The sequence below is a fragment of the Rickettsia endosymbiont of Urophora cardui genome (assembly GCF_964030725.1).
In the GTDB taxonomy this organism is placed as follows: Bacteria; Pseudomonadota; Alphaproteobacteria; order Rickettsiales; family Rickettsiaceae; genus Rickettsia.
On the sequence record NZ_CAXIPY010000007.1, the window covers coordinates 255,473 to 282,200 of the forward strand.

The window sequence follows — 26,728 nt, forward strand, 5'->3', positions numbered from 1 at the left end:
CTTCAAATCCTGATCATTTGTAATGGGATAGAGTTTTGACAACAAATTGCTAAGATTTTCAATAAAAATTAATAAGTTATGTTAATTTTTACTGATACATTTCTGTGTTGGTCTAATTTTGATATGGAGCTATTGTTAACGATTTTTTATCGTTCATCTAGTTTTTGCATGATGATATTTTTGATTTATGTGGAGTTAGACACGATTTGTAAATGATTTGCAATGCATCGTAAATTCAAACCAATAGCAGAGATTATTGGATTGATAATATCTCCTATCATACCTTTCAAGAAGTTTCTACCCATCCGACCATATTGCTTTAAGTGACCTATTATTGGTTCTATGGCACTGCGTCTCTTGATCATAGACTTGTCCTCTTGTAACAACTTCTTCCGCGTTTTTGGGGTATATACCTTACTCTTCTCCTTTACATTGCTACCACTATACCCAAGATCAACAAATGATTTCTTTATCTTGATTCCAGTGACACTCTCTACTGCTTCAAAGCTCTGATGCAATGTATGACCATCATAAGGATTATTATGAAACGATTTTGCGGATAAAACAAAATTTCTACGACCACTTACTACTACCGCTACTTTATTGCCAAACTCATATGGCTTGTTGCGTTTTCCCTTTCCTATACACTCTACTTCAGGGGCATGAAAACTATATAATACTTTGTTATCTTCTTTATATTGCTTTTTAGCTTCTCTTTTTAAAACAGATTGGTTATGTATTTGTTTTATTTTTTGCAATACTTCTTGATTTTTGAGAGACAAGTTTAATTGCTTATTTTTGATCTCACGCTCACATACTCTAATCAAACGACCCAGTAATATTTTTAAATGCTTCATTATTTTCCAACGCTTCTTGGCTTTACTATGTTCTTTATATTTCCATAGCTTTACTATATCGCGTTTATAGGTTCTAGCGTATGTTTCATTCAAATGTATACCCAAACTGTTGCAAAGCTTTACTATGCTAAGCCTAGCTTTATCCATTAAATAAACATCGTGTGGGTGTTTGATATTCTTAATTTGTACAGTCGTATCAGCGATGATTAATTCCAAATCTTTTTTTTTAATTGTGTTAGTTTTTATCCCAACCCTGATCAACTCCGATAATATCTCATTATATCCAGCTTCACCTAATACACTACGAAACCGTCGTATACTAGTTTCCGAGATAGCTATGTCTTTTTCTATATATTCCCACCCGCAGAAATACTGCCAATACATATTCTCTTTTAGCTCTTCCTCTGATAATGAATCTGAAAAATTATACATTGCTTGTAGCATCGTTATGCCAAGCATCACTCTATGACATTTTCTATTTCTACCAAATTTCTTAATACAAACATTTTTTGATAACCACTCTTCGAGCCTAGACCAATTTATTAATTCTCTTAATTTATATAGCTTATTATTTGGGTTTAATTCTTCTTTTAATTTATAACCAAACAGTTTCCCTTGTTCTTGCGATTTGATAATGTTGTCTATTGGCATTGACTGAAATCCATAAGGTTTATGACCATATTTTATCATTTTCTTACGGATTGTTGTATTACTTCTTGTCTTAAAACCATATTATCTATAAGGCTTGTAGAGTTTTGGCGGACGGACTAAATTCTGAAGTTTTGACAAAAATTCTAATTTTTCTGACTAAAGTAAAAATTTATATTTAAAGATGAAGAACTCGGCCGCAAGCGACCGAGTTTCAAAACAGGTTAAACTGCTTTGTTTCTTTTTCAATTTTATCCATTGCGTTTAGTTGATTTTGGTATCCACACAAAGTGATACATTATTCTAAAAACATGATGACTATTACGCCTCAATTCCATTCTACTAAATTATAATATGCCAACGCTTATATTATAACGCTATCCATCTAGGGAGCAAGCTCCCTAGATTTTCGCTATGCGGTTAAATATTTAGTGCTTTTATCAGCTTAAAAGCGATATTTCTACAATTTAAAGTAAATTATTTGATATATAATACAAATTATAGATTGATACACTCGCCACTTTTGTTCATAAAAATTTTTTGTCAAAACTTCAGTAAATTTGTGGGATGCCTTATTATATGACATATTAAACATTACCACCATGTAACTGCAGTTTTGACAAAAATTCTAATTTTTCTGACTAAAGTAAAAATTTATATTTAAAGTTAAATATTTAGTGCTTTTATCGTAAGCGTCTTGTAAAGGCGGTCTAGTATAAATAGTGAGCAATACATATTATTCTATAGTGGCATAAGCAAAGGATAATATAGTATGAAGAATATCACAATCCCCACTATTACAGAAGCACAAAAGAACCAAATCATTAGTGAATCATATCAAACAGGATTATTATATCCCAACTTGCAAAATACTTATGGAATATCTGTTAAAACATTATACAGTTGGCGTAGTAGACAGAAGAGTGACAAGATAAAAAAGGAAGTATATAATAATTCAAATAATCAATTTGTTGAATTATCAGTACACCACAATGAGCATATAATATTCAATAAAGCAGAATTAGTATTTACTGAAGTTTTGACAAAAAATTTTTAATGATGCTCCTCGCAGCAGAGCTACGAGGAGCATCATTTAAATATAGATATATCATGGCTCATTTAACGATAGATGAAAGATTTAAAATATACGAAATGAATAAGAGTGGTTATAGCTCGCGATATATAGGGACAAAGATTGGCCGTGATAAAAGCACTATATGTTATGAACTCAAGAGAATGAGGCATAATTATAGACCAGATAGGGCTAACACACTTGCTTGCAGTTTAAGGCAAGGTAAGAGAAAAAGAAAATTAGATATTGATAATAATTTACGAGCAGAAATAATAAAGCAGTTAACACAGGGTATTTCACCAGATATAATTTCAGGTAGACGTAAACTATCACGAGATACTGTCAATATTTCTACAGAGAGTATATACCAGTTTATTTATACATCTCCTATAGCACAAAGGCAAAAATTATATTTATCTTTAGCAAGAAAAAGGAAAAATAGGTTGCATCATGGTACAAGAATCAGAAACAAAAGAATTACAATACCAAATCGAGTTTCCATTACTGAAAGACCAGAGATAAATAGAAAGATAGCAGCAATAGGTCATTTAGAAGGTGATTTAACTTTTAACAAAGGTAATCAAAGTCGTAATATAGGCGCTCTTGTGGATATCAGAACACAAAAAGTGTTTCTCACTTTAAACCGTTCAAAAAGAACACAAGATGTGATTGGTAACATGAATAAAAAACTTAAACAATTGTCGCATATAATCAAAAGCATAACGTTAGATAATGGCAAAGAATTTACCAATCATGAACAACTATTGCCAAAATCTGAACGAAAAGTATATTTTTGCAATCCTTATTCTCCATGGCAAAAACCATTGATAGAGAAGAATGATGCTCCTCGCAGCAGAGCTACGAGGTATCTAAAAAAGTTTTAGTTGTTTCTTATGATATCACGAAGCAGAGCTTCGGGGAATTAAACCCTGAGAGATTAACTCAATGGTGCACAGAGTATACTCTAAATCTTTAGATATAAAAAAATTAACAATAAAGCAATTACAAGAAATTGAGGATTTTTTAAATAATTTACCAAGAAAAGTGCTCGGTTATAAAACACCCAATGAGGTATGGGAAGAAAATATAAATCTGGCTTAATTAATACTGGAATTTACCATTTACCAAGAAAAGTGCTCGGTTATAAAACACCCAATGAGGTATGGGAAGAAAATATAAATCTGGCTTAATTAATACTGGAATTTACCCTTCGGGGAATTAAACCCTGAGAGATTAAAAATTTTTTGTCAAAACTTCAGTTAATAATAATAACGATTTATAATTATTTATTTTTATAATATTTTTAGATATCAACTCCTTAACAATTCATTAATACTAACTTTAGCTCTCGTATTTTTATCAACTTGTTTTACGATTACAGCACAATAAAGTCCTGGTTTATCTGCTTCTTTATTAGGTAATACCCCTGGCACTACTACAGAGTAGGCAGGTACTCTACCATAGATAATCTCACCGCTATCTCTATAAACTATTTTTGTAGAAGCTCCGATAAAGACACCCATACTAACTACCGCTCCTTCTTCTACTATAACCCCTTCAGCGATTTCTGACCTTGCACCGATAAAGCAATTATCTTCGATAATAACGGGCTTTGCTTGCAGCGGTTCTAACACCCCGCCAATTCCGGTACCACCTGAGATATGACCATTTTTGCCGATTTGAGCACATGAACCAATAGTAGCCCATGTATCAATCATTGTACCCTCATCTATATAAGCCCCGATATTGATAAAAGACGGCATAATGACAACATTTTTAGCAATATATGTGCCGGTTCTAACAAACGATCCTGGGACTTTGCGTATGCCGGCTTCTTTAAACTTGTTAAGCTCAACATCAAAAGGAAATTTAGGTGCAACTTTATCATACCAACTATTATAATTATTATTATAAAGCTGTGATTCAGTCGTCATAAAATATAAAAGAATTGCTTTTTTTACCCATTCATTAACTTCCCAGTTGCTATTTTGTTTTTCACAAACACGAATAGTGCCTTTATTCAGGCTTTCTATAACATCATGCAGTATTTTTTTTAATGCTGAAAGTTTTACGGAATCTTGTAATAGCTTGTCCTTTATTTGCCAAGCTTCTTCAATTTCTTTGATGTATGTGAACATAATTTTTAACTGTTATATTGCTAAAAAACATAAATAACTTTATCATGAAGTCAAATATAAAAAAATTTACTATGTATATTGCTTGTCCTAATTGTCAAACAAAATTTATTGTCTCAAATAATCAAATAGGTATTAACGGACGACGAGTTAAATGCTCTAAATGTAGCCATATTTGGTATCAAAAAATAGATTATAAAACAAGTAAATTAAGTGATTTTGACGAAAATAAAGTTGAAGCTGTTAAAACACCTATTAAAAATGGATATGGTAATCAATTGTCTGCAAACGTACCAGTGATTTTGCCATATATTCCACCTAAGCGAAAATATAACGTCTTTCCATTCTTGTGGACTAGCTTCATAATTTTTTGTTTAGCTGTATTACTGCTAGATAGCTTTAAATCCTTGAGCAAGTATGATCAGCTAAAAATAGAGGAAATTAAATTAGGAAGCTCGCATAATGCTGGTGCTATAAAAATGTTTTATAAAATATCTAATAACTCTGAGTATTTAATATCTAATCCTTTAATTAAAGTTAGGGCGATGGATCATAATAATAGAGCTCTAGATGAATATATATCTGTTACAAAGCTTAAAGCAAAAATCCCTCCAAAGCAAGATACGTATGTAGAAATGGAAATCAAAGGGCTTCCAGCTGCTGCAAAATATATTGATGTTACTGTGGGAAATAGGCTTGGGTTGTTATTAGAATAGATTTGTCATTGCGAGGAAAAATTGAAAATTTTGTACGCGTGCAATCCAGTAAAATGCATAGCATTTTTATTATTTTTTCTGGCTTCCCACCACAAAGGAATGACCCCAAATGCTTTTGTTACCTAACTAGATTTACTTGAGCAAGGGCTGCGGCTTTGTTGCATAAATAAGCTTTTGAATATACTGCCCCTAACCCCGCAATGCTAGCCTAGCCAACAGGCACAGAGATAGGTTTACCAATTTCAAACATTTTGTTTAATAAGTGGCATTTAATAGACATTTCTTTTGTCATATTTTGATCATGTCTTGATAGAAACTTACTACCAAAAGAAGTTTTAAATCGAAAGAACGTGTTCTCTACACGCTCCCTTCTACCATAATTATTCTTTACCCTCCATGCTTGGTATCCTTTGTTTTGTTGATATATAACAGCTGCATCTCTCTCAGTTTTATCCCTAAGCGATTGAACTTTTACTGAAGAGTTTGGGGGTCTAATAACTGGTTTTATCTTCTTCTTTCTCAACAATTGATATGTAGATTCACCGTCATACCCTCGATCTCCCAGAAAATCCTTGGCTCTGACATTAGCTATTAGTAGTCCAATCTGTGATCTATCATCTATAGTATGCTCTGTGGTACTATCGGCAAGTATCATACCTTGATCTTCTATAACGATATGTAGCTTTTTCCATATGCGACGCTTATATTGCTTACCATGCTTATTTTCTAGCCATTCGTTCCCTGTGTAGGCTTGTATCCCTGTACTATCCATTGAAATACAACTAAATTCTTTATCTTGATTTCCATGTAAATACCTAAGATCTAATGACTTCATACGCTTACTTAATGTTGTATAGTCTGGACATCTAATAGATAAACCCGATATTTCAAAGAGCCAGTTTATAAAGCCTTGGGTTTGGCGTAACTTAAGACCGAATAAGCATCTGATCTTCAAACACTGTAATATAGCGTGATCACTATAGCGTCTAGGTCTTCCTCGTTTCATTTCCTCTCTGTAATCAGCATACCAGCCAATCGCCAAATCACTGGCAATCATAAAATCTATGCGACCCCTATTGCGTAAAAAATTATTATATTCTGACCAATTCGTTATTTTATATTTAGAATACTTGCGTGATTTACTAAAAGGGGCTTTCTTCCGAGATCTCATATAATCTGGATTATTTTTTAATTCAGGACATCTTACCAGATTATCACCACTTTTGCTCTACAAATTTTATTTATGCAACAAAGCCTTTAAGGATAGTAAGAAATTAGCTGTTGAAAAGAATAATGAAATCTTGTATCTTGAATATGTATCTGACAGTCAAAATTTAACTGACAATCAGGGGCAAAATTTATAGTGTCTGTAAGATCAAATCTTAACTTCTACAAACGTTATGCTTTTGATTATATGCGACAATTGTTTAAGTTTTTTATTCATGTTACCAATCACATCTTGTGTTCTTTTTGAACGGTTTAAAGTGAGAAACACTTTTTGTGTTCTGATATCCACAAGAGCGCCTATATTACGACTTTGATTACCTTTGTTAAAAGTTAAATCACCTTCTAAATGACCTATTGCTGCTATCTTTCTATTTATCTCTGGTCTTTCAGTAATGGAAACTCGATTTGGTATTGTAATTCTTTTGTTTCTGATTCTTGTACCATGATGCAACCTATTTTTCCTTTTTCTTGCTAAAGATAAATATAATTTTTGCCTTTGTGCTATAGGAGATGTATAAATAAACTGGTATATACTCTCTGTAGAAATATTGACAGTATCTCGTGATAGTTTACGTCTACCTGAAATTATATCTGGTGAAATACCCTGTGTTAACTGCTTTATTATTTCTGCTCGTAAATTATTATCAATATCTAATTTTCTTTTTCTCTTACCTTGCCTTAAACTGCAAGCAAGTGTGTTAGCCCTATCTGGTCTATAATTATGCCTCATTCTCTTGAGTTCATAACATATAGTGCTTTTATCACGGCCAATCTTTGTCCCTATATATCGCGAGCTATAACCACTCTTATTCATTTCGTATATTTTAAATCTTTCATCTATCGTTAAATGAGCCATGATATATCTATATTTAAATGATGCTCCTCGCAGCAGAGCTACGAGGTATCTAAAAAAGTTTTAGTTGTTTCTTATGATATCACGAAGCAGAGCTTCGGGGAATTAAACCCTGAGAGATTAAAAATTGATTATATCTGGCTTAATTAATTATAGAACTTTCCATATCTTTTACTCCTCGATTCTTCATTTCAGTAAAATTACCGAGCCAAAATTTAGCTCCTTCATTCTCACTTATCCATAAGCCTAAAATATCCTTTCTGCCAGATAAATCTATTCCTAAAGCTACATATACTGATTTATTAATAATAAGTTTATCTTGTCTTACTTTCACTACTAAACAGTCAAAATATACTATAGGGTATACTGATTCAAGAGGTCTACTCTGCCAAATCTTGACCTCATCTATTACTTCATCTGTAATCCTGCTGATTAGGCTCTCACTGATCTCAGCTCCATATAATTCTTGCAATTGTGTTTTAATATCAGACACACTCATACCCTTCGCATATAAGGATATTATCTTTTGGTCTAAGCCATCTATTCTTGTTTGTTTCTTTGAGACTATTATAGGTTCAAATTTACCTTGTCTGTCTCTTGGAACATTTAGCTCTATAGTACCATTCTCACTAATCAGATTCTTACTAAAACTACCATTCCTCGCATTCTCAGTTTCAGCTCTATCATACTTGCTATAACCTAAATGTTCTGACATCTCAGCATGCAGTGCTCGCTCTAAAATACCCTTGGTTAATTCCTTAATTAATCCATTCTGACTTAGTACTGTTTTTAAATCTACTCCACCTTCTATCAGCAAATCTATTGCTTCATTTATTTTTTTATTCTTCTCTATTTGCATTTCTGTTACCTATATTTTTAATTACTTCTAATATAGGCTCAACAAAAATTTACACAATCATTGCAAAAGACTCGAAGTTTTAAATCGAAAGAACGTGTTCTCTACACGCTCCCTTCTACCATAATTATTCTTTACCCTCCATGCTTGGTATCCTTTGTTTTGTTGATATATAACAGCTGCATCTCTCTCAGTTTTATCCCTAAGCGATTGAACTTTTACTGAAGAGTTTGGGGGTCTAATAACTGGTTTTATCTTCTTCTTTCTCAACAATTGATATGTAGATTCACCGTCATACCCTCGATCTCCCAGAAAATCCTTGGCTCTGACATTAGCTATTAGTAGTCCAATCTGTGATCTATCATCTATAGTATGCTCTGTGGTACTATCGGCAAGTATCATACCTTGATCTTCTATAACGATATGTAGCTTTTTCCATATGCGACGCTTATATTGCTTACCATGCTTATTTTCTAGCCATTCGTTCCCTGTGTAGGCTTGTATCCCTGTACTATCCATTGAAATACAACTAAATTCTTTATCTTGATTTCCATGTAAATACCTAAGATCTAATGACTTCATACGCTTACTTAATGTTGTATAGTCTGGACATCTAATAGATAAACCCGATATTTCAAAGAGCCAGTTTATAAAGCCTTGGGTTTGGCGTAACTTAAGACCGAATAAGCATCTGATCTTCAAACACTGTAATATAGCGTGATCACTATAGCGTCTAGGTCTTCCTCGTTTCATTTCCTCTCTGTAATCAGCATACCAGCCAATCGCCAAATCACTGGCAATCATAAAATCTATGCGACCCCTATTGCGTAAAAAATTATTATATTCTGACCAATTCGTTATTTTATATTTAGAATACTTGCGTGATTTACTAAAAGGGGCTTTCTTCCGAGATCTCATATAATCTGGATTATTTTTAATTCAGGACATCTTACCAGATTATCACCACTCTTGCTCTACAAATTTTATTTATGCAACAAAGCCCCTTATCCTAAATTAGCGTTACCAATGTATATCCCAACAAAAATAACGCAAATCATAAAAAGTATTACTTCTAAGAAAATGTTTGAGAAATATCCAAATCTTAAAGAAAAATTATGGGGAAGTGAGTTTTGGAGTAAAGGATATTTTATGAGCACAGTAGGTAAACATGGTGATGAGCAGAAATTACGTAATTATGTACAGAATCAAGGTTCAGGCAAACCTTCTTACAAAGCATTTCAACAAAAACAGTTAAAGCTTTTTGGATAGATACCTCGTAGCTCTGCTGCGAGGAGCATCATTTTAAGTAAAAGGTAAGATTCCCTAATAACTAAAAGGTTCTTAGTTTTGATGCTCAGACATTTTCTTATGGTACAAAGCTCCAAAATCTATCGGATCAATCATTAAAGGTTGAAATCCCGCATCTTGAGTACAACTTGCTATAATTTTTCTAGCGAATGGAAATATCATTGCCGGACAATGGACTGATAGCAAAATTTGATGTTGCTCAGGAGCAATATTAATTAAGTTAAATACACCTGCATATTTTAGCTCTACTTGAAACAATTTATATTTCTCATTTCTTGCTACTGCTTCAATATTTAATTCGACTTCATAAAAATTTTCTTCTGATAGATTAGTAATATTTATATCAAGAGACAAATCAATTTGAGGTCTATGTTCTAAAGCTGCCAAAGAAGATGGAGCATCAGGATTTTCAAGAGATAAATCTTTTATATATTGTGCATTAACAGAAATATGAGGCATCGCCTCGTTTGCATCGGTATTTATTGTACTCATAAAATCCTTTATTAAGAAAAATGGTTAAATGATGCTCCTCGCAGCAGAGCTACGAGGTATCTATCCAAAAAGCTTTAACTGTTTTTGTTGAAATGCTTTATAAGAAGGTTTGCCTGAACCTTGATTCTGTACATAATTACGTAATTTCTGCTCATCACCATGTTTACCTACTGTGCTCATAAAATATCCTTTACTCCAAAACTCACTTCCCCATAATTTTTCTTTAAGATTTGGATATTTCTCAAACATTTTTTTAGAAGTAATACTTTTTATGATTTGAGTTATTTTTGTTGGGCTATACATTGGTATTGACTGTAATAAAAAATGTACGTGATCTTTATCTACTCCTATTTCTAAAAATCTAATTTCATAACGATCTTCTATGTGCTCACAAATTTTACACAAATAATCATCTAGTTCTTGATTGAATATTACTCTTCTATACTTTGCCGGCGTTACTAAATGATATATTAGTACTGTGACATTATGACTCTTATGTATATAACTGCTTTCTTCCATTCAAGTAGTATATCACGAAGCAGAGCTTCGGGGAATTAAACCCTGAGAGATTAACATGCTTTTATATAAAATATATTTACATGTATCTTGCAACAAAAAAAGTAATAATTATGTTAAGGGCAAAGTTACACCTAATTGTTTCATATATTTTCCTTGACGATCTGCATAAGATAAGTCGCAAATTTGATCACCTTTTAAAAATAAAAATTGACAAGCTCCCTCATTTGCATAAATCTTAGCCGGCAGCGGGGTAGTATTTGAAAACTCTAGCGTTACATGCCCCTCCCATTCTGGTTCTAGAGGCGTAACATTTACTATTATACCGCACCTTGCATAAGTAGATTTACCAACACAAATAACTAATACGTCACGTGGTATTTTAAAATATTCTACAGTTCTACCAAGTGCAAAGCTATTGGGCGGAATAATGCATACATCCACTTCTCTATCAACTAAATTATATTTATCAAAATTTTTAGGATCAACCATAGTAGAGTTTATATTGGTGAATATTTTAAACTCATTTGATACTCTAGCATCATAACCATAAGAAGATAAACCATATGAAATAATTTTTTCTGAATCTTTAACCCTTACTTGCTTTTCTGCAAAAGGCTTAATCATTTTATGATTTATAACAGCTTCCCTTATCCATTTATCCGACATTATAGACATAATAAATTTATTATTTAGTTAGACTATAAGATATAACCGATAATTATTTTTAATACAAAGTAATTATGTTTATTTAAAAATTGTAATTGCTTTAACTTTAAACCACTTTAATAACATAAATTGTAATAATACAACATTATACATCTATAAATAAATAATTACAAATTAAAATATGTTTATTTATTGTAAGTTTTAAAAATTATATTATATTCAGCATAAAGTTAATTTAGCCGCTATAACGTAATAACCTTAATTATAGCATATAGTTTCACTAAATATATGGAGGTTTTAAAGTGAAAAAGTTATTATTAGCAAGTATTATTGGTCTTGCATCTACTACCAGTTTTGCCTCAGGAAGTACAACTCCTGTCATTTCTAGTTCTGATTCTGAAATAAAATTAGAAGGTTTTTATCTATTTGAAAGTGGTTTCTCGAATCAAAATCGTTTAGGTGAATTTGAAAATTTAAGTGACAATAGGAAAAAAACAGCGTTTTATACAGAGGCAGCATTTGCGGCTACTATAACTAAAACTATAAATGATGTAATAGGTGGGGTTAAAATAGTATTACAACCTACTACAAGATCAAAAACATCTACATCTTATAATGGTTCTCACATCTTTATTGAAACTAGTTACGGTAAAGTAGAACTTGGTTCTCCTTATGATGCAGGTAATAAACTTCGTATTACTGGTGGTCAAGTAGCTGCTGGATCAGGTGGATATTGGAGATATATTAACGTTGGTAGTAAATACATGCAATATGAAAAATTAAAACCCGATTTTGATACCGGCCCTAGCTTCTATATAGAGTCATTTTCTAACAATTTTGACGAATTTAATGTTAAAGCTGAGGCAGCTAGAAAGATTAGCTTCTATACCCCCAAAATGAAAGGTTTCCAAGCCGGTATATCTTATACTCTTGATTCTGCCAACACAGGTGGCAATAAAAATATAAATAATGTCGTATTTGATGATTCGATTACTGGTATTACTAATGTCCGCACTGGCATAAAGCGTAACATCGTAGAAAACGACGAAATTATTACTATTAATCAAAATGTTACAGATTCAGTATCTGGTGGTTCAACTTATGAACATGCACTTGGTGAAGATGCAGATTTAAAATTATCCATTACTGGTGAATATGGTAAACCTGCTCGCCTTGCTGTTCGTTCCAAAGTAATAGATAAAACATATACAGTATTAGATACTTATAAACTATCTAACTTAAAAGCTTATAATCTTGGTGCAGTTTTTACATATGGTAATTTCTCATGCGGTGCTTCTTATGGTAGCTTAGGAAAAAGTTTAACAACTCCTGAATACCATAAAAATGGTCGTAATACTTATTATTACAACGGAGCTATCGCTTATGGTCAAGGTCCTATTAAAACAAGCCTTAGCTATTTTAAATCTTCAAGATATAAGAACACTGTGGATACTATAACTGTAGCTACAGAATATAAAATTATGCCAGGTTTATTACCATATGCAGAAATTTCACATTTCCAAGCTAAAGGTAAACCAGTATATTATCCTGAAGCTCCTAACAAGAAAACTAAAGGTACTGTTGGTCTGATCGGTACAAAACTTAAGTTCTAATAAAAGTCATTGCGAGGAGAAACTGCAAGTTTCGACGCAACAATCTCATGAGGTAGTATAAAATTCCTAAGATTGCAACAGAGCGTCGCTCTCCTCGCAACCTGAATTCTGGATTAGCTAATTTTGAGATATAGCAGGTTTGTTAGGTTTCATACAGTATGCAATTAGTGCGGATAAGATATGTACAAAGGCATTCCAAATTGATCTATGTCTTTGTGTGTATGCTCGATCTCGAAAGAACCCTTCAGCACACTAAATACTGTTTCGATAATTGAGCGTTTGCGTAATAATATTTTTTCAAATAATGGCATAAGTTTATTTTTCATTTTCTTCTTTATGCCAGTTACTAACTTGAGTCCTTTACTGTATGGCTTTGTTGCATAAATAAGCTTTTGAATATACTGCCCCTAACCCCGCAATGCTAGCCTAGCCAACAGGCACAGAGATAGGTTTACCAATTTCAAACATTTTGTTTAATAAACCTGAATTCTGGAATGATGCTCCTCGCAGCAGAGCTACGAGGTATCTAAAAAAGTTTTAGTTGTTTCTTATGATATCACGAAGCAGAGCTTCGGGGAATTAAACCCTGAGAGATTAATAATAAGTTTATCTTGTCTTACTTTCACTACTAAACAGTCAAAATATACTATAGGGTATACTGATTCAAGAGGTCTACTCTGCCAAATCTTGACCTCATCTATTACTTCATCTGTAATCCTGCTGATTAGGCTCTCACTGATCTCAGCTCCATATAATTCTTGCAATTGTGTTTTAATATCAGACACACTCATACCCTTCGCATATAAGGATATTATCTTTTGGTCTAAGCCATCTATTCTTGTTTGTTTCTTTGAGACTATTATAGGTTCAAATTTACCTTGTCTGTCTCTTGGAACATTTAGCTCTATAGTACCATTCTCACTAATCAGATTCTTACTAAAACTACCATTCCTCGCATTCTCAGTTTCAGCTCTATCATACTTGCTACAACCTAAATGTTCTGACATCTCAGCATGCAGTGCTCGCTCTAAAATACCCTTGGTTAATTCCTTAATTAATCCATTCTGACTTAGTACTGTTTTTAAATCTACTCCGCCTTCTATCAGCAAATCTATTGCTTCATTTATTTTTTTATTCTTCTCTATTTGCATTTCTGTTACCTATATTTTTAATTACTTCTAATATAGGCTCAACAAAAATTTACACAATCATTGCAAAAGACTCCTCTTTTATCTTTCCGGTAATAATATCTCTCTTTTACCTGTATGATTTGGTAGGGATACTATCCCTTCTTTTTCCATTTTCTCAACTAAATTGGCAGCTTTGTTATAACCGATTCTAAGCGATCTTTGAATATAGCTAATGGAAGATTTTCGTTCATCACGTACTATCTGCACGGCTTTTTTATAAAGTACTTCATCTGATGTGCCATCACCGATATCAATACTACTATCATCTTCATCAGGCTGCTCTGTTACAGCGGATATATATTCTGGCGCGCCTGTTTCTTTTAAGTATTCCGTAATTTGCTCGATCTCAGATTCGTTAACAAAAGGTCCATGTACCCTAGTAATTTTAGAGGTATTGCCCATAAATAGCATATCACCCATACCAAGTAACTGCTCTGAACCCTGTTCGCCTAAGATAGTGCGGCTGTCGATTTTAGAGGTAACCTTAAAGCTGATACGGCTTGGGAAGTTAGCCTTGATTACACCAGTAATAACATCAACAGATGGTCTTTGTGTTGCCATAATAATATGGATGCCGGCAGCTCTTGCCATTTGAGCTAAACGCTGTATCAACATCTCGATATCTTTACCGGCAACTAGCATTAAATCAGCCATCTCATCAACAATCACCACTATGAACGGCAGCTTTTCCATATTCATTGCCACAGTTTCATAGATAGGTCTACCGGTTTCAGGATCAAAGCCTGTTTGAATTGACTTCTCAAGTATTCTTCCCTCTTTAACTGCTTCCTGAATCTTAGTATTATAGCCGGCAATATTCTTAACGCCGATATTGCTCATCATTCTATAACGGTTTTCCATTTCTTTGACTGCCCATTTCAGTGCTACTACTGCTTTAGTCGGTTCGGTTACAACGGGCGTTAATAAATGCGGTATCCCGTCATAAGCTGATAACTCAAGCATTTTTGGGTCAATCATGATAAAGCGGCACTCTTCAGGGGTATAGCGATATAACAGCGAGACGATCATAGCGTTAATTCCCACCGATTTACCTGAGCCGGTTGTCCCTGCAACAAGTAAGTGTGGCATTTTGGCAAGATCGGCAATAAGCGGTTTACCTGCCAAATCTTTACCTAAGACTAAAGGTAGCAGAGTTGATTTGTCTTGATATTCTGGTGTTTCTATTAACTCTTTTAAGCAAAAGAATTCTCGCTGCTTATTAGGTAGCTCAATACCAAGCACATTTTTACCAGGTACTACTGCAATCCTTGTTGATAGGGCTGAGAGTGAGCGGGCTATATCATCAGATAATCCTACTACTCTTGAGGTTTTAGTGCCTGCTGCCGGCTCAAACTCATATAAAGTTACTACCGGACCTTGGCTTATATTAATTATTTGTCCTTTCACACCAAAATCATTTAGTACAGTCAACAGCTCTTCGGCTTTTTGTTTCAATGCTGACGATGAAGCACCTTTTATATGATGACTTTCAGGGTTACGTAGTAGCGAAATTGGTGGCAATGCTGCTGCGTCATTGTGAGATATTTTAGGAGCAGCAGGTTTATTAAAGAATTTTATTGGATTTACAGGTGCTGGTTTAGCCATAATAGGCTTTGGCTCTGCTATAAATTTTATTTTTTCGCTTACCGGTTTTGTATCAGAAGGGGTAACCTTTATTTTATTATTTGCTTTGCCGGAAAATAATTTTGGCAAAGTTAATTGTGAAAATAGATTATAGAAAAAAGTTTGTATTTTATATGCTAAGAATTTACCTAATTTAATGATAAAGCTGCTTAAAGAAGTAAATTTAATTTCAAATAAAACAACAAATATAATAAATGTAAAAAATACTAATAATAAATGAAGCTGATTGGTGAATTGTTTAAGAAAATGAAAAATAATTATACCGGCTGCTCCACCACCATTAGAGGGTACGAATTCTAAATCAAAATTAGATAGTAAAGCTGCGGTGCTGAAAAGAGCAAGTAGCATTACCGATATACGAATAAAGGATTTACGATATTTCTGTTGCCAGCAATTCTTCCCCCAAATAAAACAAGAAAGCGGTATTATAAAAGCTGCCACCCCAAAAAATTGATATAAAAAATCAGATAGATAAGAACCAAAAATCCCTAATAAATTATTAGTATATCCAGTTGTTGCCGAATTAAAAGACGGGTCATCAAGCTTATATGATACAAGCATCGAAATAGTAGCAAGACCGATTATTCCTAAAATAACAGCTTGTACTTTACTATTTGAAAGAAATTTGTTTACGTAGTATAGCATTAAATACTTATTGATAGAAATTTACTATAACATACTATTTTGAAGTAAATTGTAGAAGTTAAGATTTGATCTTACAGACACTATAAATTTTGCCCCTGATTGTCAGTTAAATTTTGACTGTCAGATACATATTCAAGATACAAGATTTCATTATTCTTTTCAACAGCTAATTTCTTACTATCCTTAAAAGTTTGCATAGGAGTTTTTCCATAACAATATTTACCAGAATGAGGTCTTTCATTATTGAAATACTCTAGCCAGATATCAAGATCTAATTGTAGGTCATCAAGATCTGTATAAATCTTTTTCCGCATAGCTGTATCAAAGAATTCTTGTTTCATGGTTTTATTAAAACGCTCACACATACCGTTTGTTTGAGGAGAATATGCTTTAGTAGTAGTATGCTCTATACCTCCGATACTTAGAACCTGAATTCTGGAATGATGCTCCTCGCAGCAGGGCTTTGTTGCATAAATAAGCTTTTGAATATACTGCCCCTAACCCCGCAATGCTAGCCTAGCCAACAGGCACAGAGATAGGTTTACCAATTTCAAACATTTTGTTTAATAAGTGGCATTTAATAGACATTTCTTTTGTCATATTTTGATCATGTCTTGATAGAAACTTACTACCAAAAGAAGTTTTAAATCGAAAGAACGTGTTCTCTACACGCTCCCTTCTACCATAATTATTCTTTACCCTCCATGCTTGGTATCCTTTGTTTTGTTGATATATAACAGCTGCATCTCTCTCAGTTTTATCCCTAAGCGATTGAACTTTTACTGAAGAGTTTGGGGGTCTAATAACTGGTTTTATCTTCTTCTTGCTCAACAATTGATATGTAGATTCACCGTCATACCCTCGATCTCCCAGAAAATCCTTGGCTCTGACATTAGCTATTAGTAGTCCAATCTGTGATCTATCATCTATAGTATGCTCTGTGGTACTATCGGCAAGTATCATACCTTGATCTTCTATAACGATATGTAGCTTTTTCCATATGCGACGCTTATATTGCTTACCATGCTTATTTTCTAGCCATTCGTTCCCTGTGTAGGCTTGTATCCCTGTACTATCCATTGAAATACAACTAAATTCTTTATCTTGATTTCCATGTAAATACCTAAGATCTAATGACTTCATACGCTTACTTAATGTTGTATAGTCTGGACATCTAATAGATAAACCCGATATTTCAAAGAGCCAGTTTATAAAGCCTTGGGTTTGGCGTAACTTAAGACCGAATAAGCATCTGATCTTCAAACACTGTAATATAGCGTGATCACTATAGCGTCTAGGTCTTCCTCGTTTCATTTCCTCTCTGTAATCAGCATACCAGCCAATCGCCAAATCACTGGCAATCATAAAATCTATGCGACCCCTATTGCGTAAAAAATTATTATATTCTGACCAATTCGTTATTTTATATTTAGAATACTTGCGTGATTTACTAAAAGGGGCTTTCTTCCGAGATCTCATATAATCTGGATTATTTTTTAATTCAGGACATCTTACCAGATTATCACCACTCTTGCTCTACAAATTTTATTTATGCAATAAAGCCATTAACCAAGGGTATTTTAGAGCGAGCACTGCATGCTGAGATGTCAGAACATTTAGGTTATAGCAAGTATGATATAGCTAACGCGGAAAGGTTTTTACCATAGTTTTTGTATTTACTCACATATTCACCAGATCTAAATCCTATTAAACATTGCTGGACTAACTTTAAAAACTGTTTACGTAAAATTATTGATCAATGCCTAAGTTTTTCCTAATCTGTGGTAGAAACATTTCCGTGTTAGCTATAGAGCTGAAACTGAGAATGCGAGGAATGGTAGTTTTAGTAAGAATCTGATTAGTGAGAATGGTACTATAGAGATAAATGTTCCAAGAGACAGACAAGGTAAATTTGAACCTATAATAGTCTCAAAGAAACAAACAAGAATAGATGGCTTAGACCAAAAGATAATATCCTTATATGCGAAGGGTATGAGTGTGTCTGATATTAAAACACAATTGCAAGAATTATATGGAGCTGAGATCAGTGAGAGCCTAATCAGCAGGATTACAGATGAAGTAATAGATGAGGTCAAGATTTGGCAGAGTAGACCTCTTGAATCAGTATACCCTATAGTATATTTTGACTGTTTAGTAGTGAAAGTAAGACAAGATAAACTTATTATTAATAAATCAGTATATGTAGCTTTAGGAATAGATTTATCTGGCAGAAAGGATATTTTAGGCTTATGGATAAGTGAGAATGAAGGAGCTAAATTTTGGCTTGGTAATTTTACTGAAATGAAGAATCGAGGAGTAAAAGATATCTTAATTGCTTGTAGTGATAATCTAACTGGTATGTCTGATGCTATTGCATCAGTATATCCGAAAACTGAACATCAAATTTGTATTGTCCATCAGATCAGGAATAGCCTCAAATATGTATCATATAAAGATAGAAAGCAATTAGCAGCGGATTTGAAACTAATCTATACTTCTGCTACTGAAAAAGAAGCAGAATTAGCTCTTGAGTCATTTGATCAAAAATGGAGTAAGCAATATCCGCATATAGCTAAATCTTGGTATAATAATTGGGATAATTTGATAATTTTCTTGCAATATCCAAAGGAGATTCGTAAGATTATTTACACTACAAATGCGATAGAATCGCTGAATAGCCAATTGAGAAAAGTTACTAAGAATAAACGCATCTTTCCAAATGATGACGCAGTATTTAAAGTTTTATATCTGACAATTGATTATATTACCAAAAAATGGTCTATGCCTATCCCCAATTGGAATGAAGCTATGGCTCATTTTATGATCAAATTTGATGGTAGAATTTAATGGTTCACGAAATTTACACAATTGATGAGACAGAGCCTCCCATACCTCATTGGGTGTTTTATAACCGAGCACTTTTCTTGGTAAATTATTTAAAAAATCCTCAATTTCTTGTAATTGCTTTATTGTTAATTTTTTTATATCTAAAGATTTAGAGTATACTCTGTGCACCATTGAGTTAAGGTAAATTCCAGTATTAATTAAGCCAGATTTATATTTTCGTCCCATACCTCATTGGGTGTTTTATAACCGAGCACTTTTCTTGGTAAATTATTTAAAAAATCCTCAATTTCTTGTAATTGCTTTATTGTTAATTTTTTTATATCTAAAGATTTAGAGTATACTCTGTGCACCATTGAGTTAATCTTCTCTATCAATGGTTTTTGCCATGGAGAATAAGGATTGCAAAAATATACTTTTCGTTCAGATTTTGGCAATAGTTGTTCATGATTGGTAAATTCTTTGCCATTATCTAACGTTATGCTTTTGATTATATGCGACAATTGTTTAAGTTTTTTATTCATGTTACCAATCACATCTTGTGTTCTTTTTGAACGGTTTAAAGTGAGAAACACTTTTTGTGTTCTGATATCCACAAGAGCGCCTATATTACGACTTTGATTACCTTTGTTAAAAGTTAAATCACCTTCTAAATGACCTATTGCTGCTATCTTTCTATTTATCTCTGGTCTTTCAGTAATGGAAACTCGATTTGGTATTGTAATTCTTTTGTTTCTGATTCTTGTACCATGATGCAACCTATTTTTCCTTTTTCTTGCTAAAGATAAATATAATTTTTGCCTTTGTGCTATAGGAGATGTATAAATAAACTGGTATATACTCTCTGTAGAAATATTGACAGTATCTCGTGTGACTAACGAATATTAGAATTACCCTCAACGAACATTAAAATTACCTATAAAAAAGAAGTAACTATGGACAGTAAAATCGAATAAAAATTTATTTTTAAATATTTAAATATTATTCGAGAATTACTGATGACATGTACAAATAACCAAGTAGGTATTTTAATGCAAAAGATCAAAAAATATAATCAGATAATTTCTGCTGCAAAAGCAGGTATGAGTGTAAAAACGGCACGTAAGTATTTACGTATTAATAAGTATCCAAGCGAATTACGCACAATACGTAAATATAGGACACGTAAGGATCCATTTGTGAAGCACTGGGATGAAATAGAATCAATGCTAGAATCAGCACCGGAGTTGCAAGCAACTACCATATTAGCATATTTGACAGAAAAGTATCATGGGAATTATAATGGGAAGCAATTACGCTGTTTGCAGAAAAGGTTGAAACAATGGAGAGCTGCACATGGTAAGGATAAGACAGTAATCTTTTTACAAAATATTCTTCCTGGCAAACAGAGTCAGTCTGATTGGAGCAATATGAATCAATTGGGTATTTGTATTGGTGGGCAACCATATCCTCACTTACTATTTCATTTTATGTTGCCTTATTCATGTTGGGAAACTTTTAGCATATGCCATAGTGAAAGTTTTGATACATTAGCATCAGGGTTTGAAAAAGCTGTATGGGAGTTGAGCATCGTACAGATAATTTAAGTGCAGCTACCAAGCAATGTGGTAATAGTAGACAATTTACAGAAAGATGGCAAGAATTGCTTGGTTATTACAATGTTGCACCATCGCGAAATAATCCAGGCGTCAGTCATGAAAATGGTTCTGTTGAAAAAAGTCATGATACATTTAAGCAAGCAGTGAATCAACATCTGCTATTACGTGGATCACGTAATTTTGTTGATTTAAAAGCTTATGAATTATTCCTTACACAAATTAAAGAAAAGCGAAATAGCTGTAGAAAAGAAAAATTAGCTGAAGAATTAGTTCATTTACAAGAGTTACCAATCAGGAAATGGAATGCACCTACAATATTATCAGTACGTGTTAATCCAAGCAGTACAGTTAGTATTTTATCTGTAGCTTATTCTGTGCCTAGTCGCTTAATAGGTTATACTTTAAAAGCTTATATTTATTCTGAAGAAATAGAGCTTTACTATGGTAACAAATGTTTACAAAAAATGTCTAGAATCAGCAATGGCTATGTTATTGATTATAGACATATTATTGATAGTTTAGTACGTAAACCTGGAGCATTTGTTCAATATCAATATTATGAAGCTTTATTCCCACGTGCTATATTTCGTCAGGTATGACCAGCTTATCTCTATATATCCATATAAAGGGCATAAAATATATCTTAAAATATTACAATTAGCAAAAATGTATGGAGAATTGAATGTAGTTACTGCATTAGAAGTGCTATTAGAAAAGAAGATTGAGCCAATAATTGATCATATTACAGATTTACTAAATAGCCAGACTCAAACTGTTTGTTCAGTAAAAATTAATCAACCAATACTGTCTGAATATGATCAATTACATTGCTTTAAAACAATGGAGGTTGCATGAGTAAACAGATAATAACTCCGCAACCGCTAAATAATTTACTCAAGAACCTTTGCTTACCTACTTTTGCATCGTGCTATAAATCAGTTGCAGAAAGCTTTGAGCAAGAAAAGAAAACATATATAGATTATCTACAGGAGTTAGCCATACGTGAGTTAGAACATAGACAACAACAACGTATTGCCAGATTGCTGAAGCAAGCAAAACTCTCTCGAGATAAGTTATTAAGCAACTTTGATATTAAGCGTATCCCAGGATTATCGCCAACTAAGATCCAATATCTTGCACAAGGAGAATTTATGGATCGCTATGAAAATATACTTATTTTTGGTAATCCTGGCACTGGCAAAAGTCATCTTAGTATAGGTTTAGCACGTGAGTGGTGTCTTGCTGGTAGACGTGTATTATATACAACAGCAGCTAATTTGGTTCAACAATTACTAGAAGCAAAGCTTAGTTTAAAACTTAAGCAAATTATTAAAAAATTCGATTATTTTGAAATATTGATAATTGATGATATATCATATGTACCATATAATCGTGAAGAAACTGATGTTTTATTTACCTTATTAGCTGAACGTTATGAAATGCGTAGTGTATTAATTACTAGCAATTTAGTTTTTGCAAAATGGAATACTATTTTTAAAGATGAAATGACTACGTCAGCAGTTATTGACAGATTGGTTCACCATTCTTCAATTCTTGAACTCAATACTGAAAGTTATAGAATCGCTACAGCTAAAGGCAAAAAATTAACTATAAAATCGGAGGATAATAATGTAACACTTTAGACAATATTTTTTACTCAAAAATGGGTAATTTTAATATTCGTCATGGGTAATTCTAATGTTCGTTCATCAAATGTTGGAAAGTTCTATAATTAATTAAGCCAGATATAATCAATTTTTAATCTCTCAGGGTTTAATTCCCCGAAGCTCTGCTTCGTGATATCATAAGAAACAACTAAAACTTTTTTAGATACCTCGTAGCTCTGCTGCGAGGAGCATCATTTAAATATAGATATATCATGGCTCATTTAACGATAGATGAAAGATTTAAAATATACGAAATGAATAAGAGTGGTTATAGCTCGCGATATATAGGGACAAAGATTGGCCGTGATAAAAGCACTATATGTTATGAACTCAAGAGAATGAGGCATAATTATAGACCAGATAGGGCTAACACACTTGCTTGCAGTTTAAGGCAAGGTAAGAGAAAAAGAAAATTAGATATTGATAATAATTTACGAGCAGAAATAATAAAGCAGTTAACACAGGGTATTTCACCAGATATAATTTCAGGTAGACGTAAACTATCACGAGATACTGTCAATATTTCTACAGAGAGTATATACCAGTTTATTTATACATCTCCTATAGCACAAAGGCAAAAATTATATTTATCTTTAGCAAGAAAAAGGAAAAATAGGTTGCATCATGGTACAAGAATCAGAAACAAAAGAATTACAATACCAAATCGAGTTTCCATTACTGAAAGACCAGAGATAAATAGAAAGATAGCAGCAATAGGTCATTTAGAAGGTGATTTAACTTTTAACAAAGGTAATCAAAGTCGTAATATAGGCGCTCTTGTGGATATCAGAACACAAAAAGTGTTTCTCACTTTAAACCGTTCAAAAAGAACACAAGATGTGATTGGTAACATGAATAAAAAACTTAAACAATTGTCGCATATAATCAAAAGCATAACGTTAGATAGTCCGTCCGCCAAAACTCTACAAGCCTTATAGATAATATGGTTTTAAGACAAGAAGTAATACAACAATCCGTAAGAAAATGATAAAATATGGTCATAAACCTTATGGATTTCAGTCAATGCCAATAGACAACATTATCAAATCGCAAGAACAAGGGAAACTGTTTGGTTATAAATTAAAAGAAGAATTAAACCCAAATAATAAGCTATATAAATTAAGAGAATTAATAAATTGGTCTAGGCTCGAAGAGTGGTTATCAAAAAATGTTTGTATTAAGAAATTTGGTAGAAATAGAAAATGTCATAGAGTGATGCTTGGCATAACGATGCTACAAGCAATGTATAATTTTTCAGATTCATTATCAGAGGAAGAGCTAAAAGAGAATATGTATTGGCAGTATTTCTGCGGGTGGGAATATATAGAAAAAGACATAGCTATCTCGGAAACTAGTATACGACGGTTTCGTAGTGTATTAGGTGAAGCTGGATATAATGAGATATTATCGGAGTTGATCAGGGTTGGGATAAAAACTAACACAATTAAAAAAAAAGATTTGGAATTAATCATCGCTGATACGACTGTACAAATTAAGAATATCAAACACCCACACGATGTTTATTTAATGGATAAAGCTAGGCTTAGCATAGTAAAGCTTTGCAACAGTTTGGGTATACATTTGAATGAAACATACGCTAGAACCTATAAACGCGATATAGTAAAGCTATGGAAATATAAAGAACATAGTAAAGCCAAGAAGCGTTGGAAAATAATGAAGCATTTAAAAATATTACTGGGTCGTTTGATTAGAGTATGTGAGCGTGAGATCAAAAATAAGCAATTAAACTTGTCTCTCAAAAATCAAGAAGTATTGCAAAAAATAAAACAAATACATAACCAATCTGTTTTAAAAAGAGAAGCTAAAAAGCAATATAAAGAAGATAACAAAGTATTATATAGTCCGTCCGCCAAAACTCTACAAGCCTTATAGATAATATGGTTTTAAGACAAGAAGTAATACAACAATCCGTAAGAAAATGATAAAATATGGTCATAAACCTTATGGATTTCAGTCAATGCCAATAGACAACATTATCAAATCGCAAGAACAAGGGAAACTGTTTGGTTATAAATTAAAAGAAGAATTAAACCCAAATAATAAGCTATATAAATTAAGAGAATTAATAAATTGGTCTAGGCTCGAAGAGTGGTTATCAAAAAATGTTTGTATTAAGAAATTTGGTAGAAATAGAAAATGTCATAGAGTGATGCTTGGCATAACGATGCTACAAGCAATGTATAATTTTTCAGATTCATTATCAGAGGAAGAGCTAAAAGAGAATATGTATTGGCAGTATTTCTGCGGGTGGGAATATATAGAAAAAGACATAGCTATCTCGGAAACTAGTATACGACGGTTTCGTAGTGTATTAGGTGAAGCTGGATATAATGAGATATTATCGGAGTTGATCAGGGTTGGGATAAAAACTAACACAATTAAAAAAAAAGATTTGGAATTAATCATCGCTGATACGACTGTACAAATTAAGAATATCAAACACCCACACGATGTTTATTTAATGGATAAAGCTAGGCTTAGCATAGTAAAGCTTTGCAACAGTTTGGGTATACATTTGAATGAAACATACGCTAGAACCTATAAACGCGATATAGTAAAGCTATGGAAATATAAAGAACATAGTAAAGCCAAGAAGCGTTGGAAAATAATGAAGCATTTAAAAATATTACTGGGTCGTTTGATTAGAGTATGTGAGCGTGAGATCAAAAATAAGCAATTAAACTTGTCTCTCAAAAATCAAGAAGTATTGCAAAAAATAAAACAAATACAGGAGTTTCGCACTTAGCAAAATTGTGTATTGAGTCTTTTGCAATGATTGTGTAAATTTTTGTTGAGCCTATATTAGAAGTAATTAAAAATATAGGTAACAGAAATGCAAATAGAGAAGAATAAAAAAATAAATGAAGCAATAGATTTGCTGATAGAAGGCGGAGTAGATTTAAAAACAGTACTAAGTCAGAATGGATTAATTAAGGAATTAACCAAGGGTATTTTAGAGCGAGCACTGCATGCTGAGATGTCAGAACATTTAGGTTATAGCAAGTATGATAGAGCTGAAACTGAGAATGCGAGGAATGGTAGTTTTAGTAAGAATCTGATTAGTGAGAATGGTACTATAGAGCTAAATGTTCCAAGAGACAGACAAGGTAAATTTGAACCTATAATAGTCTCAAAGAAACAAACAAGAATAGATCAGGAGTTTCGCACTTAGCAAAGTTGCGAATCAGTTAAAAGCCATCTGATATTGTTTTGAATTGATGTTTTTATAACTTCCCAAGTTTGTTGATATAAAGTAATGTTTTCATTTATCCTCCTTTTATTCATATCAAGCCAGGCAAATACTGCAAGGCAAATATGATTTCTTTGAGCTCGGCCCGTGCGTGCCTGACAGCGTTCAATACCACAAGTTTGTTTTAATTCTCGATGATAAACCTCTATAGACCAACGTGCCTTAACAATTTTCTCTATTTGCTCACGTGTGGGATTGTCCAAGTTCGTTGTTATGTAATCAATGCGACCATTCTTTGCCACAAACTTAAATACCGTAACCCAACCGTATCCACGTAGGTGAATTTTTAGCCCCTCATCGGGTATCTCTAAACTTTCCAAGCTAACATTATGATTAACTTTTCTATTTTTCCTTAGGGTGGTAACCCATAGCCAGCCTAAATTACGTATATGTTTTAAATTCTTCAACCCGCTATACCAAGCATCCATGACTATGGCATCAGGATTGAGACCTCTTTCTTTAGCTAAAGTAAGCATATCACAAAAATGCTCATTCTTTGTTTTACCATCAGTGTCTTTATCATATATTCTATAATCTACGGGAGTAGATTGAGCAATTTTAGTATTGTAATGTAGTAAGTTTACCATTCCTATACCAGGTATAACATCATGTACAGCTCCAGAATATTGATAACGTACAAGCTCAATCTTCTGACTGTATTGCTTTGATAATAAGGTGTCATCCCCCACTAATAAACACGGTGCTTCCCAATCTATATATTTTGACACTTCCTTATAGATTTCGCTAGGACGAAAATCCTTACTCTTTAACCATCGACTTGCACTATCGTGAGATAGATCTACTGGACTCACTTCAGATAATGCCTTGCTAGTATATCTGACACTACTTGCTTGTAAAAATGATTTATATAAGTCCTTGCTACATTTTGTTCTTGTCATTTTTATCT

The 26,728-nt window shown here is 32.9% G+C and carries 21 protein-coding genes and 11 pseudogenes; 15 read left to right on the top strand and 17 right to left on the bottom strand.

Annotated elements, in window-relative coordinates; translation table 11 throughout:
• Nucleotides 1-185: 185 nt before the first annotated feature.
• Entirely contained in the window at nt 186-1,547 is a 1,362-nt protein-coding gene (locus tag AAHI98_RS15225) for an IS5 family transposase (RefSeq protein ID WP_342224717.1), read from the bottom strand.
• A 730-nt stretch (nt 1,548-2,277) separates the two neighbouring features.
• Here AAHI98_RS15225 and AAHI98_RS15230 point away from each other — a divergent pair.
• Nucleotides 2,278-2,562 (top strand): hypothetical protein, encoded by a 285-nt coding sequence (locus tag AAHI98_RS15230; protein WP_342226373.1) that lies wholly within the window; start codon nt 2,278-2,280, stop codon nt 2,560-2,562.
• 53 nt (nt 2,563-2,615) lie between these two features.
• Nucleotides 2,616-3,678 (top strand): annotated as a pseudogene (locus AAHI98_RS15235) (IS30 family transposase).
• A gap of 209 nt (nt 3,679-3,887) precedes the next feature.
• Here the strand turns inward: AAHI98_RS15235 and dapD are convergent.
• Nucleotides 3,888-4,715: a 2,3,4,5-tetrahydropyridine-2,6-dicarboxylate N-succinyltransferase gene (gene dapD / locus AAHI98_RS15245; protein WP_342226375.1), complete on the bottom strand. Its 828-nt coding sequence runs from the start codon at nt 4,713-4,715 to the stop codon at nt 3,888-3,890.
• Between the two features lie 71 nt (nt 4,716-4,786).
• Between dapD and AAHI98_RS15250 the strand changes: the two genes are divergently transcribed.
• A complete protein-coding gene (locus AAHI98_RS15250; protein WP_342226672.1) occupies nt 4,787-5,428 on the top strand; it encodes an MJ0042-type zinc finger domain-containing protein in 642 nt (213 codons plus the stop codon).
• Between the two features lie 208 nt (nt 5,429-5,636).
• Here the strand turns inward: AAHI98_RS15250 and AAHI98_RS15255 are convergent, their stop codons facing one another.
• Nucleotides 5,637-6,599 carry an IS5 family transposase gene (locus AAHI98_RS15255; RefSeq protein WP_342224734.1) on the bottom strand — a complete coding sequence of 321 codons (963 nt, stop codon included), beginning with the start codon at nt 6,597-6,599 and terminating at the stop codon, nt 5,637-5,639.
• A 79-nt stretch (nt 6,600-6,678) separates the two neighbouring features.
• On the opposite strand from AAHI98_RS15255, the pseudogene AAHI98_RS18320 reads away from it, so the two are divergent.
• A pseudogene (locus AAHI98_RS18320) lies at nt 6,679-6,792 on the top strand (IS481 family transposase); the annotation flags it as partial.
• Nucleotides 6,793-6,824: 32 nt separating this feature from the next.
• Here the strand turns inward: AAHI98_RS18320 and AAHI98_RS15260 are convergent.
• The 3 genes and pseudogenes from AAHI98_RS15260 to AAHI98_RS15270 all read right to left on the bottom strand — a co-directional run.
• Nucleotides 6,825-7,511 (bottom strand): annotated as a pseudogene (locus AAHI98_RS15260) (IS30 family transposase); the annotation flags it as partial.
• A gap of 160 nt (nt 7,512-7,671) precedes the next feature.
• Nucleotides 7,672-8,367, bottom strand: a pseudogene (locus AAHI98_RS15265) (IS256 family transposase); the annotation flags it as partial.
• 57 nt (nt 8,368-8,424) lie between these two features.
• On the bottom strand, nt 8,425-9,282 hold the full coding sequence (locus AAHI98_RS15270) for an IS5 family transposase (RefSeq protein ID WP_342226378.1): 858 nt from the start codon (nt 9,280-9,282) through the stop codon (nt 8,425-8,427).
• Nucleotides 9,283-9,390: 108 nt separating this feature from the next.
• On the opposite strand from AAHI98_RS15270, the gene tnpA (AAHI98_RS15275) reads away from it, so the two are divergent.
• A complete protein-coding gene (gene tnpA / locus AAHI98_RS15275) occupies nt 9,391-9,633 on the top strand; it encodes an IS200/IS605 family transposase (protein ID WP_342226379.1) in 243 nt (80 codons plus the stop codon).
• Between the two features lie 72 nt (nt 9,634-9,705).
• Here tnpA (AAHI98_RS15275) and secB read toward each other — a convergent pair whose 3' ends face one another.
• The 3 genes from secB to dcd form a co-directional block, all read right to left on the bottom strand.
• On the bottom strand, nt 9,706-10,164 hold the full coding sequence (secB, locus tag AAHI98_RS15280; protein WP_011477947.1) for a protein-export chaperone SecB: 459 nt from the start codon (nt 10,162-10,164) through the stop codon (nt 9,706-9,708).
• A 60-nt stretch (nt 10,165-10,224) separates the two neighbouring features.
• A complete protein-coding gene (tnpA, locus tag AAHI98_RS15285) occupies nt 10,225-10,683 on the bottom strand; it encodes an IS200/IS605 family transposase (RefSeq protein ID WP_342224823.1) in 459 nt (152 codons plus the stop codon).
• A 108-nt stretch (nt 10,684-10,791) separates the two neighbouring features.
• Nucleotides 10,792-11,358, bottom strand: coding sequence for a dCTP deaminase (gene dcd, locus AAHI98_RS15290; protein WP_342226380.1), 567 nt, complete (start codon nt 11,356-11,358; stop codon nt 10,792-10,794).
• A gap of 293 nt (nt 11,359-11,651) precedes the next feature.
• Between dcd and AAHI98_RS15295 the strand changes: the two genes are divergently transcribed.
• A complete protein-coding gene (locus AAHI98_RS15295; protein ID WP_342226381.1) occupies nt 11,652-12,962 on the top strand; it encodes a porin in 1,311 nt (436 codons plus the stop codon).
• Between the two features lie 117 nt (nt 12,963-13,079).
• On the opposite strand, the pseudogene AAHI98_RS15300 reads toward AAHI98_RS15295, so the two are convergent.
• The 5 genes and pseudogenes from AAHI98_RS15300 to AAHI98_RS15320 all read right to left on the bottom strand — a co-directional run.
• A pseudogene (locus AAHI98_RS15300) lies at nt 13,080-13,363 on the bottom strand (transposase); the annotation flags it as partial.
• Nucleotides 13,364-13,549: 186 nt separating this feature from the next.
• Nucleotides 13,550-14,107 (bottom strand): annotated as a pseudogene (locus tag AAHI98_RS15305) (IS256 family transposase); the annotation flags it as partial.
• An 84-nt stretch (nt 14,108-14,191) separates the two neighbouring features.
• The gene (locus tag AAHI98_RS15310; RefSeq protein WP_342226383.1) at nt 14,192-16,441 is read right to left on the bottom strand and encodes a DNA translocase FtsK; all 2,250 of its coding nucleotides are present in this window, start codon (nt 16,439-16,441) and stop codon (nt 14,192-14,194) included.
• Nucleotides 16,442-16,521: 80 nt separating this feature from the next.
• Nucleotides 16,522-16,869, bottom strand: a pseudogene (locus AAHI98_RS15315) (integrase core domain-containing protein); the annotation flags it as partial.
• Between the two features lie 88 nt (nt 16,870-16,957).
• Nucleotides 16,958-17,920, bottom strand: a complete 963-nt coding sequence (locus AAHI98_RS15320) for an IS5 family transposase (RefSeq protein ID WP_342226292.1) — start codon at nt 17,918-17,920, stop codon at nt 16,958-16,960.
• A 330-nt stretch (nt 17,921-18,250) separates the two neighbouring features.
• Between AAHI98_RS15320 and AAHI98_RS15325 the strand changes: the two are divergent.
• Nucleotides 18,251-19,288 (top strand): annotated as a pseudogene (locus AAHI98_RS15325) (IS256 family transposase); the annotation flags it as partial.
• Here the strand turns inward: AAHI98_RS15325 and AAHI98_RS15330 are convergent.
• Together AAHI98_RS15330 and AAHI98_RS15335 are read right to left on the bottom strand one after the other, a co-directional pair.
• On the bottom strand, nt 19,184-19,513 hold the full coding sequence (locus tag AAHI98_RS15330; RefSeq protein ID WP_342226384.1) for a hypothetical protein: 330 nt from the start codon (nt 19,511-19,513) through the stop codon (nt 19,184-19,186). The pseudogene AAHI98_RS15325 and the gene AAHI98_RS15330 overlap by 105 nt on opposite strands.
• A pseudogene (locus AAHI98_RS15335) lies at nt 19,486-20,160 on the bottom strand (IS30 family transposase); the annotation flags it as partial. The gene AAHI98_RS15330 and the pseudogene AAHI98_RS15335, both read right to left, overlap by 28 nt.
• Before the next feature lie 123 nt (nt 20,161-20,283).
• Here AAHI98_RS15335 and AAHI98_RS15340 point away from each other — a divergent pair.
• The 8 genes and pseudogenes from AAHI98_RS15340 to AAHI98_RS15375 form a co-directional block, all read left to right on the top strand.
• Nucleotides 20,284-20,871 carry a hypothetical protein gene (locus tag AAHI98_RS15340; RefSeq protein WP_342226385.1) on the top strand — a complete coding sequence of 196 codons (588 nt, stop codon included), beginning with the start codon at nt 20,284-20,286 and terminating at the stop codon, nt 20,869-20,871.
• Nucleotides 20,841-21,482 carry a Mu transposase domain-containing protein gene (locus AAHI98_RS15345; RefSeq protein WP_342226386.1) on the top strand — a complete coding sequence of 214 codons (642 nt, stop codon included), beginning with the start codon at nt 20,841-20,843 and terminating at the stop codon, nt 21,480-21,482. The genes AAHI98_RS15340 and AAHI98_RS15345 overlap by 31 nt, the downstream gene beginning before the upstream one ends.
• Before the next feature lie 79 nt (nt 21,483-21,561).
• Entirely contained in the window at nt 21,562-21,738 is a 177-nt protein-coding gene (locus tag AAHI98_RS15350; protein WP_342224661.1) for a hypothetical protein, read from the top strand.
• The gene (istB, locus tag AAHI98_RS15355; RefSeq protein WP_342225796.1) at nt 21,735-22,526 is read left to right on the top strand and encodes an IS21-like element helper ATPase IstB; all 792 of its coding nucleotides are present in this window, start codon (nt 21,735-21,737) and stop codon (nt 22,524-22,526) included. The genes AAHI98_RS15350 and istB overlap by 4 nt, the downstream gene beginning before the upstream one ends.
• Before the next feature lie 236 nt (nt 22,527-22,762).
• Nucleotides 22,763-23,458 (top strand): annotated as a pseudogene (locus AAHI98_RS15360) (IS30 family transposase); the annotation flags it as partial.
• Nucleotides 23,459-23,534: 76 nt separating this feature from the next.
• Nucleotides 23,535-24,443: a transposase gene (locus tag AAHI98_RS15365; protein WP_342224860.1), complete on the top strand. Its 909-nt coding sequence runs from the start codon at nt 23,535-23,537 to the stop codon at nt 24,441-24,443.
• A gap of 46 nt (nt 24,444-24,489) precedes the next feature.
• Complete coding sequence (locus AAHI98_RS15370) at nt 24,490-25,317, top strand: transposase (protein WP_342226387.1); 828 nt, start codon at nt 24,490-24,492, stop codon at nt 25,315-25,317.
• Between the two features lie 93 nt (nt 25,318-25,410).
• Nucleotides 25,411-25,725: pseudogene (locus tag AAHI98_RS15375) on the top strand (transposase); the annotation flags it as partial.
• Between the two features lie 14 nt (nt 25,726-25,739).
• On the opposite strand, the gene AAHI98_RS15380 reads toward AAHI98_RS15375, so the two are convergent.
• Nucleotides 25,740-26,720: an IS701 family transposase gene (locus tag AAHI98_RS15380; RefSeq protein ID WP_342224818.1), complete on the bottom strand. Its 981-nt coding sequence runs from the start codon at nt 26,718-26,720 to the stop codon at nt 25,740-25,742.
• Nucleotides 26,721-26,728: the final 8 nt, after the last annotated feature.